The organism is Holdemania filiformis DSM 12042 (assembly GCF_000157995.1).
Lineage (GTDB): Bacteria > Bacillota_I > Bacilli_A > Erysipelotrichales > Erysipelotrichaceae > Holdemania > Holdemania filiformis.
On sequence record NZ_GG657561.1, the window covers coordinates 477,601 to 489,091 of the forward strand.

Below are 11,491 nucleotides of genomic sequence, written 5' to 3' on the forward strand. Positions count from 1 at the left end.
AACTTTTATTTGATCTGCAAGCCCGGCTGCGGACGGGCCTGGCGGCGGGCGGCATGATTCTGCTCAGCGACCCGCGGCTGCCGGAATTACAGAAAAAGGTCGGCGTGCTCGCTGCGAAATCCCCGGTGTTCCAGCGGCTTTCCAATTTGCTTCAAAGTCTGGCGGACGATCCCGAGTTGTTTGCGGACCGGCTGTTGGAAACACTGTCGCTGTTGGAAGCGCTGCTGATCACCCAGGCGGAATGGAAAGCGGAAGCCGCCGGTGAAGCGATCGTCCTGCCGGCAGAGAAAGCCTATACCGACATCCGCTATTCCCAGCTGAAACCGTTGATTCAGGCTTTGACGACAACCGGAAGCGGACGCTACGAAATTATTGAAAAAACGTATCAGCATCATCCTGAACGGTTCGCGGACTACCGCGTGCTGCCGGCGCTGATCGCGGATCTGGACGACGCGTATGGCGAACTGGCTGAACTTAACGAACAGATTCTGCGCGCCTGCGGGGCGGGGATCGTTCCGTTTTTAAAGGAAGGCTTCGATCCCGCCGGCAAGAAGGCGATGCTGCGGCGGATCCGGCTGATTGTCGATCTGGCGGGAAACCGGGAAAATGCGTTTTACCGGTCGATGGTTCCGCTGGCTCAGCCGGCGATTTTGAAGGAAATCATCCGGGGACTGGCCTGCGATCCGGATAACCGCGATCTGTTGATGCAGATTGCCAATAACGAAAAGGGGAAGCTGAAAGAAACTGCGCTGTACGCCCTGACACGTATCCGCGATCCGAAGGTCGACGCGTTTTTGTTGGAAAAGATTCGTAAAAACAGCCGTTTTCTGCACTATGCCGGCTATACCAACGATCCTGAGATCACTGCGCTCGTCTGCGCCAGCGTGAAGGAACAGCTGCAGTCTGTGCTGGAAGCTCAGGCGCTGCCTACGCTCGATGCGGAAAAGGCGCTGATCGAGTCCTTGAAGCTTCTCGCCTATAAAACCGGTCCGGCCATCACGGAGCTGGTGAGCTGGATTCTCGATCAGGACGCTGCGTTCAGCGCGGTCCGCGATCATCAAAAAAAGCCGTTCCGCACGCATATCCGCTTTGCGCGGGTCAAGCCGTTAGCGTATCTGGTGGCCGGCAGCTGCGAGCGGACGCTGAGTGAAACCGTATTGGAAATCGTGTTCACCAGCTGGCTGGCGGATCAAAACGCCGCGGCCGAAGCGTTGATCAAGACGCTGGTTCAGCGCTGGCCGGACAAAGCTGCCGCGCTGTACGCCCGGATGCGTCTGATTCAGAACTTCGAGCAGGCTTACGAGGAATTGACCGAAGCGTTTACCGGTCAGCCGCGTTCCTTTTTCAATCAGTTCTGGGCCTGTGTGGAATACGATGAGGCTTTAAAGCAATACGTTTACCGCAGCGCCTTGATCGCCAATCCGCTTCAGGAAGACACGGCGGTCATTCCGCTGGGGAAGACACTTGATCTGCGCTGGATCGACCTGTTAACGGGACAGCGGAATGTGGAGAAGGGACTGTTTAAGAAAACCACGGTCACGGTTTACGGCGCGGAGGATCCGTTAGGCAGCAGCGTGCTGGTGCATCTGGCCGATCCGGAAAACGAGCTTCTGAAGCAGAAGCTTTCCGATTATTTTGATCAACGCCGCCAGACGGCAGGACACTTGTATTTTAAACAAGTTTACGGACTGCCGCTGAAAGAGGAGCTGCTTGCCTATTTAAAACACAGCGCTTTCGGTCCGGGACAGATGGCGATGATGACGCGAGCTTTCTGCCGCCCGCGCGAAGCAATCCCGGTCTTAAACGAGCTGCAGGACGATTGGAAGAAAAAACGGCCGAACGCCCAGTTGTGGGAGTTCTACGTGCTGGAAAGTACGATCACGGAATGTGAAGAAAGCGAGGATGAATAATGGAAAATCAGAAATTTCAACGGCTGCCGGCCGAGATCTTGTATCAGAAGGAACTGGATACGTTAATCGCCAACGAACAATATCCGGTTCCGCCCGGCTGGAACATGTCGCCCCGTTCCGTCTTCACCTATATCTGCGGCGGGCGCAGCGGCAAGCTCGAGATCACGCCGAAATATATCGGCAACCCGCGCTTAGTCGAAATCGCGATCGCGACGCTGGTCACCGACCGGGCGCTGCTTTTGATCGGCGAGCCGGGTACGGCGAAGTCGTGGTTAAGCGAGCATCTGTGCGTGGCGATCAACGGCGATTCGACAAAAGTGATCCAGGGCACCGCCGGCACCAGCGAGGAAGCGATCCGTTATTCGTGGAACTACGCGATGCTGATCGCCAAGGGTCCCAGCGAGGAAGCGCTGGTCAAAAGTCCGCTGCTGCACGCGATGGAAAGCGGCAGTCTTGTGCGCTTTGAGGAAATCAGCCGCTGCGCCAGCGAGGTCCAGGATGCGCTGATCTCGATCCTGTCGGAAAAACGCGTGTCGGTGCCGGAGCTGAATCTGGAAATTCCGGCGCAGAAAGGGTTCTCTCTGATCGCTACCGCAAACACCCGCGACAAGGGCGTCAACGAGATGTCGGCAGCTTTAAAACGGCGGTTTAACATCGTTGTGCTGCCGGCGCCGGGTGATTTGAAGACGGAGATGGACATCGTCACCCAGCGGGTTGGCCAGCTGTCGGGATCCCTGGGCCTGCAGGCGAAAATGCCGGATCAGGACATTGTCGAACAGGTCGTCACGATCTTCCGCGAGCTGCGCGCCGGGGCGACGCTGGACGGTAAGCTGAAGGTGAAAACGACCTCCGGCGTCTTGTCCTCCGCCGAGGCGATTTCGCTCTTGGCGAACAGTATGGCGCTGGCGGCGAGCTTTGGGGATGGAAAAATCCGCGCTGCAGACGTGGCCGCGGGCCTGCAGGGAGCGATCGTCAAGGATGAAGCGAAAGACGGCGTGGCGTGGAAGGACTATCTGGAAAATATTTTGAAGAAGAAAGGCCTGGCCTATTACGAGCTCTATCACGCATGCATGGAGCTGAATAAATAATGGCGGCGGTCTTCGGCGTCCGTCATCTCTCGCCGGCCTGTTCGCTCCATCTGAGCGCGTTTCTTGATCAGCTTCAGCCCCAGGTTGTCCTGATCGAAGGTCCGAGCGACTGCAGCGATTTCATCGAAGCGGTCGTCAGCGCGGAACTGACGCCGCCGTTTGCGATCATGGCGTACACCGACACAACGCCGGTCCGCTCGGTTTTATATCCGTTTGCGTGCTATTCGCCAGAGTATGTCGCGATGCAATGGGCGCATGCCCATCAGGTACCGTGCGTATTTATGGATCTGCCTGCCGCGGCGTTTCTGGAGAATGACACGCCGGCCAAACCGCAGGCAAACGATCAGGCGCAGGATCAGGCCGTCGATCTGAAGCTGGATGAAGAGGATCGTTGGGAACGGATGTTTGAGCATGAAACGGACGGGGCGAAGTTTACCGAAGCCCTGGCGTTGTTCGCGCATCATCTGCGCCAGCTTCAGCCGCCGGATGCGCTGACGCTGCGCCGTGAGGCGTTTATGCGCGGGGTCATCGATCATTATATTGAAAGCGGAATCGACGCGGAACGAATTGCGGTGATCTGCGGCGCGTACCATGGCGAAGGTCTTGAAACACCGTCGGCCTCAGGACAAGCAGAAAAGCTTCCGGCGCTGTCCGTCCGGCGAACGCTCATGCCGTATTCCTATTTCCGGCTGGCCTCGCTCTCAGGGTATGGTGCCGGCAACAAAGCGCCGGCCTACTATGAGCAACTCTGGCAGTATGGACGGGAGGGGCACCCTGATCAGGCGGCCGCGGCTTACTTATCGCAATTATCGTTTTATCAGCGCAAACATGGCTATTCTTGTTCCACCGCGCAGGTCATCGAAGCGCTGCAGCTGGCACAGAGTCTGGCCGCGCTGCGGCAGGAAACGGCGCCTTCTTTGCAGGATTTAAAGGATGCCGCGATAGCCTGTATGGGCGAGGGCCGGCCGACGGTTTTAATGGAAGCGTTTGTCGATACGGAAATCGGCACGGCGATCGGAAGTCTGCCCCAGGGGCTGTCGCAGACGGCGATTCAGAATGATTTTTATCATGCACTGCGGACGTTGAAGCTGCAGCGCTACAACACGCTGACAGCGAATTTGCTGGAGCTGGATCTGCGGGAGAAGACCACGGTGAAGACGGAAGCGTCCGCGTTTCTCGATCTGCGCCGGTCGATGTTTCTGCATCGGCTGCGCGTGCTCGGCGTTCCGTTTGGCACGCTGCGGCCGGGAACTCAGGCCCGCGGCGATTGGAAGGAAAGCTGGGATTTGAAGTGGAGCAGCACGGCGGAGATCACGTTGATTGAAGCATCGCTTTCCGGCGACAGCATTGCCTCTGCCGCTCAGTTTGTGCTGCGCCGGCAATTGACTCAGGCGCAGCAGCTCAGCGAATGCGCGGCGGTCATGGAAGAAGCGTTTCTCTGCGGCTTGCAGGAAAGTCTTGACGATGCGTTAAAAGCGGTGCAGGCGCTGGCGATCGATTCCTCGGCGCTGGAGGAAATCGTCAGGACGGCGCGCCGGCTGAGCACGCTGCTGCGGTTTGGTTCGCTGCGGCGGATGGACAGTACGGCGATTGAGCCGTTGTTTCATCAGCTGTTTTACCGCGCGCTGCTGTTGTGTCCGGGCAGCTGCCAGTGCGATGGTAAAGCCGCCCGCGGCGTCATGGAAGCGCTGGGTTCCATCAATGAGCTGTCGATCCTGCACGACCATTACATGGAGGAAACCTGGCTGGACGTCTTAACCGAATTGTCCGGCCGCGATGACGTCCATCCGCTGTTAGGCGGCTATGCGGCGGCGATCCGGCTGGAACGGGGACTGTTAGCGGAAGCGGAGTTGGAGCAATGGATAAGCTACCGGCTGTCGCCGGGGGTGCCCGCGGAAATCGCGGCGGCCAGCTTTGAGGGCCTGATGCTGCGCAATCACTATGCCCTGATCGCCCGCGCGTATCTGTGGCGGCAGCTCGACGAATACATCGCCAGTCTGTCCGATCCGGATTTCCAGCGTATTCTGCTGGTTTTGCGGCGGGCGTTCGGCGCGTACAGCGCCGCGGAAAAGCAAGCGGTCGCGCAGAATCTGGGCAGTCTGTGGCAGCTGGATGAAGACAGCGTTGCGGAAGTGCTCAACGATGAGTTAAAACAAGAGGAACAAGATCTTCTGAGCGAACTGGAAGATTTTGATTTTGGTGAATTCTGATGGATACTCAACAAAAACTAACGCGCTGGCGGTTAATCCTCGGCGCTCAAACGGATTCTGAATTTCGAAAGCTGGATCCCGATTTTAAGCTGGACCGCCGCGGCTTGGCGCTGGATGCCGCACTGGCGGCGGTGTATGGCGGCATCGGGGAAGCCGCGGGCGGCGGAGCCGGCCTGGGCCCCAGCCATCCGCAGATCACAAAGTGGCTGAAGGACATCCGCTCGCTGTTTGATCCGGATCTGGTCAAGGTCATTCAGCAGGACGCGATCGAACGGAAAGGCTGGAAGCAGCTGTTGATGGAGCCGGAGCTGCTGGAACAGCTGGAACCGGATTTGGAAATGGCCAGCGTATTGCTTACGTTAAAAGATCTGATTCCGGCGAAGTCGAAGGATCAGGCGCGCGCCTACATCCGTAAAATTGTCGAACTGATCAACCGTCAGCTGGCCTCGCAGCTGCAGCGGTGCGTGCATGCCGCCCTGGCGAAGCAGGAGCATTCCCCGCTGCCCAGCGCCGCAGCGATTGATTTTCCTTATACCGTGCGCAAAAATCTGAAGCACTATTCGCCTGCGCTGCAGACGATCGTGCCGGAACGCGTCTATTTCTTTGACCGCAAGCAGAAAAGCAACCGCTGGCATGTGATTCTGGATATTGATCAGAGCGGTTCCATGTCCAGCTCGATCCTCTATTCCTCCGTCACGGCCTGTATCTTGGCGAGCATGAACGCGGTGCGAACGCACGTCGTGGCGTTCGATACGACGATTGTGGATCTCAGCGAGCTGTGCGGCGATCCGGTCGAGCTGCTTTACGGTTTCCAGCTGGGCGGGGGAACCGATATCCATAAATCGGTAAAATATTGCGAGCAGCTGATTGAGGAGCCGAACAAAACAATCTTTTTCTTGATTTCCGATCTGGATGAAGGCGGCAATCACGCCGGCCTGCTTCACCGGCTGCAGGCGATGAAGGAAAGCGGCGTGACCGTGATCTGTCTGTTAGCGATTCAGGATGGCGGCAAGCCGTATTACAGCCAGGATATGGCCCAGCGCGTGGCCAATCTCGCGATTCCCTGTTTTGCCTGCACGCCCCAGCGGCTGCCGGAGCTGCTTCAGACGGTTTTCCAGAAACAGGATCTGGCACGGTTCGGCTGATTCACTTAAAAAGCGGCAAGGTTGGCGACGATCCTTTCCGCGGCATTGGTGATTAATTTTGTTTTGCGTGGAAAAATAGAAAAAAGCAGGGATTTTGCCCTGCTTTTTTCAGTACCGGAGAGAATCCGGCAGTCCTGATTCGAGTTAAGGAGGAAAACTTAGAACTCTTTCAGGTTAGAGAATTTCGTGTTCGGATCGCCATCGTTCTTAGAACGGATGTGCTGCTTTCCGTCACGGCCTGTAAACAGCATCGCGCCTTCGATCTTGCCCTGTTCGATAGCTTCGATCGCCATCTCATAGTCATAGACCTTGCCTGTGTTGGACTTAAATTCACACAGGTTTCCTTCGTTGTTCTTACGAACAGCGACGAAACGTTCTTTGCTGGATTCAGTTTTCTCGTTTTTTCTTGCCATATTTATCGCCTCCTGACATTATTCTGAACCCGCCCCGCATAAATATACTTGAGGTGATATTGTGAAATTTTGGAAATTTACAGCGGCGGATCTTTCGACTGTGCTGATCGATCAGACACCCCGTGCCGATTCGGTGGCGCGGATTCTGAGCTGGGGTCAGGGTGTCGGCGGCAATCAGCTGGCCTGGGTTGGCGAACAGGCCGGCAGCGGAAGTCGTCTGTTCGATGCGCAGGGCAACGACGGCCCCTCGCTTTTGGCGGCGGTGCTGGCCGAGGCAGCCTGGCAGAAACGCGTGCAGAATCAAACTCAGGGCACGATTCGGACGCCGGACCGCTGGATCAGCTGGTTCATCGAGAAAAACGGGATTGCGCTGTGCGTGCCGCGCCCGCAGGTCACCAACGACTTCATCGGCTATTATGGTCAGCACGAATGCCGCGGGGACGGGATTCTGCCCTGGGATCCGCCGGATCATGCGGTGCATCGCTGGCGGCTGATCGATGCGCAGACCTTTTATCTGGATTCCAGCGTGCCGGTGCAGGGACGGATCTGCAGCAGCGCGGAAGGGGCGTTGTGCGCCTATGCCTGCCTGCGGGAAGAAGGGCTGCTTTCCGGTCCGGCATTAGCGTTGTGCGAGGGCGGGCGGTTTTGGATCCGGCCGCAGGGGAAGGCGCTGATCCTGACCACGCCAGTTTTTTTCATCGCTGAGGGTTCTCTATTTGAAAATTAACCTGAAGTCCAGTATAATAGGCGTCAGAGGTGATGGAAAATGATCGAAAACGTCAATGACTTCTTATCTGTTGCCTTTCTCGCGCTTCTTTTAATCGTTGCGGCGTTCCAGGTCGTCAAGCATTTCAGTTCGCGCCACGCGCGGCGGATTATGGATCTGGAACGGGATTACTATATCCAGGATTTTGAAGAAGACGAATAGGAATCCGATCATAAAATCAGACTCAAACGGCAAACGTACAGGAGGTAAACATGCTGATTCAAGAAATTACATCTGCCAATGCGCCGAAGGCGATTGGCCCGTACACCCCGGCGGTGAAGCTGGGCGACTTTGTTTATATGTCCGGCCAGATTCCGGTGGATCCGGCCAGCGGCGAAATCGTCGCCGGCGGCATCCAGGAACAGACTCACCAGGTATTAAAGAACATTGAAGCGCTGTTGGCGGAGATGAATCTGGAAATGCGCCACATCGTCAAGACGACGGTCTTCATGACCGATTTGGGCGAATTCAATGCGATGAACGAGATTTACGCTACGTATTTTGACCGGCCGTATCCAGCCCGTTCCACGGTGCAGGTCGGCGCGCTGCCGAAAGGCGCGAAGGTCGAGATCGAATGCCTGGTCATCGACACGCTCGTTTATGAACGTCAGATGCAGGGCGGCTGCGGAGGCTGCGGCGGGGGCTGTTCCTCGGATGAAGGCGGCTGCTGCGGCGGTGACTGCTGCGGAGAATAACCCGGACAAAAAAGAACTGCGGCTTCGCGTTCACGATTGTTTTATCTTTGAACAATCAAAAAAACAAGTAAATCAGAACAAAAATCACGGTTTTTACTCTCGCTTTGCGGGAGTTTTTTTATGTTTTCCCTGAAAGTAAGAATAAAGCAAAATAAGAATGTTCAACGTGATCGGAAAATCATCAGATGACCGTCCTGTTTGTATGAATTATGCGGGAGAATTAAAAATAAATCAGTTTTTCGCTGTTTTGTGCAGGACAGAAATATTTACGAAAAACGAGAAAAAAACAGGATTTTTTAAATTTTCTGCAATGATTAATAGTGACGGATCACTCACCACTTGCACTTGAAGGGGAAACTATGAAAGATTTACTGATACTTTATTACGACTCACAAAACCGCTGCACGATCGCGATCGAGGCTGACGGAACGATTCATACATTGCCGGAAAAACCGGTGAAATGGTTGCGGCGCTGGTGCGTCGAGGCTGGCAGCAGTCTGGAAGGAAGACTGGAAGGTTATCGCAAAAAAATGGGGATTGTCCAGAAACCGGCGTTGTATATCGGAGGCTACCCGCCGCTGATTTTCATTCCGACCGTGTCGATGGAACGCGACGACTGTCTGTATCTGCGGGCCGACCGCATCCGCAAAATCACAAGCGTTGACGGAATGGCCGTGGTTTGTTTTGATACCGGTGTTGTTTACCGCTTACCGGTCTGCGCGCGAAGTCTGCGCCAGCAGCGTAACCGCAGCCTGCAATATTTGGAAATGTTAAGCGGTCTGCGATGAATCAGATGATGACGTTTGTCATAGAATGAAACGATGAGGAGGAAATTATGACGAAGATCAATCTGATATTCAACGAAAATCGGAATATTCAAAAAGAACAGTCCCGGCTTGAACGGATGGGGCTGAAAGACGAACTGGCGATCGTCAGCGACGAGCATCTTCTCGCTTCGGCAAAACCAGATCAGGTTTACTATGACAGCCAGCGTAAGTGCGGCTGCTTCTGGTCAGGCGTCCTTGATAACGAGGACGAACTGCGGTCGCTGTGGATCCAGTACCGGCCGCAAAGCACAGGCAACAGTGCGAAAATGTTGGCGCAACTGTATGAAATTTTAAGTGAGAAGTTGTTTGAGAAGCTCGACGGTTGTTTCGTGATCGTGTTTGTCCAGGGTCATCAGCTGCATATCGTGCGCGATCCGATGGGCGTAAAAACGTTGTATTATACGCGCAAGCCGGATGGGGAATGGCTGTTCTCCGATCAGATCAAGGGATTGTTTGCCGAGGGCAGCCGCATGCCGGTCGTCAACCGGGCCGCGCTTCTGGAGCTGTTTGCGTTAGGACCGTCGCATACCGAAGGGCAGACGTTCTATAAGAACATCGCGGAGCTGCCGATGGGGTATGCGCTGCTGATCCGCGACCGCAAGGAAAGCCTGCACGAATACTTTGAGCTGAACGTGCACCGGCACAACGAGGATCTGGCCGCGACGGCGGCGCATGTCCGGCAGATGGTCAGCGATTCGCTGAACCGCCAGTGCGCAGCCTCGGACGTGCACGCGGCGTTTCTTTCCGGCGGTTTGGACAGCAGCATTCTGTGCGCGCTGGCGGCAAAGCGCGGACCATTAACGACATACTCGCTGGATTATGAGGACAACGCGCAGTATTTCAAGGGCTATGCGTATCAGACGACGCGCGACAACGAGTATATCGATGCGATGATCGAGCGGTATGCGTTCGATCATCATCCGTTAGTCATCGCCCAGCGTGAATGCGCGGAATTACTGGAACCGGCGATGATCGGCCGTGATGGTCCCGGCATGGCGGATGTCGATTCCAGCCTGTTGTGGATGTACGGCAAGGTCAGGGAACAGAATGGTTCGGTGCTGACGGGTGAATGCTCGGACGAGCTGTTCGGCGGTTATCCGTGGTTTTACCGCAGCGATCTGGTCAGTCTGAAATCTTTTCCATGGCTGCAGTCGCTGCCGCAGCGTGTGAAGCTGCTGCGCGCGCCGATGAACGAGCTGGACTATGAGGGCGCGATGCGTTCCGCTTACTGGGCGACCGTCCAGCGGGCGCCGAAGGATCCGTTTGACAGCGAACAGGATCAGCGGGCCAAGCTCATGACGTATCTGACTGTGCATTGGTTTATGCAGACGCTGGTGCAGCGCCAGGAAGCGATGGCGGCTCTGACAGGCTTGACCGTGCGGGCACCGTTCTGCGACGCGAAGCTCTACCAATATCTGTATAACGTGCCGTGGTCGATGAAATTTTATAAAGGTGAAGAGAAGGGACTTTTGCGGCTGGCGTTTGAAGACGTCCTGCCGGCCAAGGTCGCGCACCGCAAGAAAAACCCGTATCCGAAGACCTATCATCCGGAATATACCCAGCGTGTCAAGAACCGTCTGCAGGCACTGATCAACGATCCTGAGTGCCGTCTGTGCGAGCTGCTGGAGCCGGCGGGATTGCAGGAATTGATCGACACCGACGGCGGCAGTTTTGCCAAACCGTGGTTCGGTCAGCTGATGATGGGACCGCAGCTGCTGGCGTATTTTATTCAGCTGGAACTGTGGCTGCGCCGCTACCAGATCCGAATCGAATTCTAGGATTTCAGATTCCTGTCTTTTTGGCTTGAAAGACAAAATAAAGATGATAAAATGAGGAATGGAAAAAAAGAGGAGATTTTATGTCAAACCAAGCCAAAAAAGACTGTAAAACACTGATTGCAGTCATTATTTCCGCCTTTGTCTACGCGCTGGCGATGAAAGCTTTCGTCGAGACCGGCAATCTGTTCCCGGGCGGCTTCGCCGGCCTGTCCCGCATGTTCAGCATGTCGCTGTCGAAATTCGGCGGGATTACGATTCCGTTCAGCGTCTTCTACTTCCTGCTGAACATTCCGCCGACATTGTTAGTCTACAAATATGTCGGCCACCGCTTCACGATCTTTTCTGTGCTGCAATATTCGCTGACCAGCTTGTTTACAGAGTTGCTTCCGACCTTTCCGATCACCAGCGACATGCTTTTGATCGCGGTGTTCGGCGGTATCTTGGGCGGTCTGGCAATCTCAATCGCGCTGCGCGCGGATGCCAGCAGCGGCGGCACCGATTTCATCGCAATCTACGCCTCGACGAAATACAACGCTCCGACCTGGTCCTACGTCATGTATTTCAACGCCGCGATGTTGGTGCTGGCGGGTATCCTGTTTGGTTGGGAACAGGCGCTGTATTCAATTATTTATCAGTTCTGCAGCACCCAGGTCGTACAG

The 11,491-nt window shown here is 55.6% G+C and carries 11 protein-coding genes; 10 read left to right on the forward strand and 1 reads right to left on the reverse strand.

The genetic code is table 11. The annotated features are described in order from the left end of the window. The 4 genes from HOLDEFILI_RS19930 to HOLDEFILI_RS14945 form a co-directional block, all read left to right on the forward strand. Window positions 1–1,910 (forward strand): hypothetical protein (locus HOLDEFILI_RS19930; protein WP_006060659.1); only part of this gene is annotated, 1,910 nt, incomplete at its 5' end. After that, on the forward strand, window positions 1,910–2,998 hold the full coding sequence (locus HOLDEFILI_RS14935; protein WP_006060660.1) for an ATP-binding protein: 1,089 nt from the start codon (window positions 1,910–1,912) through the stop codon (window positions 2,996–2,998). The genes HOLDEFILI_RS19930 and HOLDEFILI_RS14935, both read left to right, overlap by 1 nt. Next, window positions 2,998–5,208 (forward strand): DUF5682 family protein, encoded by a 2,211-nt coding sequence (locus HOLDEFILI_RS14940; protein ID WP_006060661.1) that lies wholly within the window; start codon window positions 2,998–3,000, stop codon window positions 5,206–5,208. The genes HOLDEFILI_RS14935 and HOLDEFILI_RS14940 overlap by 1 nt, the downstream gene beginning before the upstream one ends. Then, on the forward strand, window positions 5,208–6,353 hold the full coding sequence (locus tag HOLDEFILI_RS14945) for a VWA domain-containing protein (protein ID WP_006060662.1): 1,146 nt from the start codon (window positions 5,208–5,210) through the stop codon (window positions 6,351–6,353). Before HOLDEFILI_RS14940 ends, HOLDEFILI_RS14945 begins: the two co-directional genes overlap by 1 nt. A 158-nt stretch (window positions 6,354–6,511) precedes the next feature. Here HOLDEFILI_RS14945 and HOLDEFILI_RS14950 read toward each other — a convergent pair whose 3' ends face one another. Next, a complete protein-coding gene (locus tag HOLDEFILI_RS14950; protein ID WP_006060663.1) occupies window positions 6,512–6,766 on the reverse strand; it encodes a DUF3892 domain-containing protein in 255 nt (84 codons plus the stop codon). Window positions 6,767–6,827: 61 nt separating this feature from the next. On the opposite strand from HOLDEFILI_RS14950, the gene HOLDEFILI_RS14955 reads away from it, so the two are divergent. From HOLDEFILI_RS14955 to HOLDEFILI_RS14975, 6 genes are all read left to right on the forward strand, one after another. Beyond that, window positions 6,828–7,493, forward strand: coding sequence for a hypothetical protein (locus HOLDEFILI_RS14955; RefSeq protein ID WP_006060664.1), 666 nt, complete (start codon window positions 6,828–6,830; stop codon window positions 7,491–7,493). Between the two features lie 39 nt (window positions 7,494–7,532). Beyond that, window positions 7,533–7,694, forward strand: a complete 162-nt coding sequence (locus HOLDEFILI_RS19385; protein ID WP_006060665.1) for a hypothetical protein — start codon at window positions 7,533–7,535, stop codon at window positions 7,692–7,694. A gap of 50 nt (window positions 7,695–7,744) precedes the next feature. After that, on the forward strand, window positions 7,745–8,227 hold the full coding sequence (locus HOLDEFILI_RS14960; RefSeq protein ID WP_006060666.1) for a RidA family protein: 483 nt from the start codon (window positions 7,745–7,747) through the stop codon (window positions 8,225–8,227). Window positions 8,228–8,586: 359 nt separating this feature from the next. Next, the gene (locus tag HOLDEFILI_RS14965; protein ID WP_006060669.1) at window positions 8,587–9,015 is read left to right on the forward strand and encodes a competence protein ComK; all 429 of its coding nucleotides are present in this window, start codon (window positions 8,587–8,589) and stop codon (window positions 9,013–9,015) included. Between the two features lie 47 nt (window positions 9,016–9,062). Then, a complete protein-coding gene (locus HOLDEFILI_RS14970; RefSeq protein ID WP_006060670.1) occupies window positions 9,063–10,832 on the forward strand; it encodes an asparagine synthetase B family protein in 1,770 nt (589 codons plus the stop codon). An 80-nt stretch (window positions 10,833–10,912) separates the two neighbouring features. After that, the coding region (locus HOLDEFILI_RS14975) for a YitT family protein (RefSeq protein ID WP_006060671.1) at window positions 10,913–11,491 on the forward strand (579 nt) is incomplete at its 3' end.

Coding starts and splice junctions, on each gene's coding strand:
- HOLDEFILI_RS14935 (WP_006060660.1), top strand. CDS start 1,910: ATGGAAAATCAGAAATTTCAACGGCTGCCGGCCGAGATCTTGTATCAG.
- HOLDEFILI_RS14940 (WP_006060661.1), top strand. CDS start 2,998: ATGGCGGCGGTCTTCGGCGTCCGTCATCTCTCGCCGGCCTGTTCGCTC.
- HOLDEFILI_RS14945 (WP_006060662.1), top strand. CDS start 5,208: ATGGATACTCAACAAAAACTAACGCGCTGGCGGTTAATCCTCGGCGCT.
- HOLDEFILI_RS14950 (WP_006060663.1), bottom strand. CDS start 6,766: ATGGCAAGAAAAAACGAGAAAACTGAATCCAGCAAAGAACGTTTCGTC.
- HOLDEFILI_RS19385 (WP_006060665.1), top strand. CDS start 7,533: ATGATCGAAAACGTCAATGACTTCTTATCTGTTGCCTTTCTCGCGCTT.
- HOLDEFILI_RS14960 (WP_006060666.1), top strand. CDS start 7,745: ATGCTGATTCAAGAAATTACATCTGCCAATGCGCCGAAGGCGATTGGC.
- HOLDEFILI_RS14965 (WP_006060669.1), top strand. CDS start 8,587: ATGAAAGATTTACTGATACTTTATTACGACTCACAAAACCGCTGCACG.
- HOLDEFILI_RS14970 (WP_006060670.1), top strand. CDS start 9,063: ATGACGAAGATCAATCTGATATTCAACGAAAATCGGAATATTCAAAAA.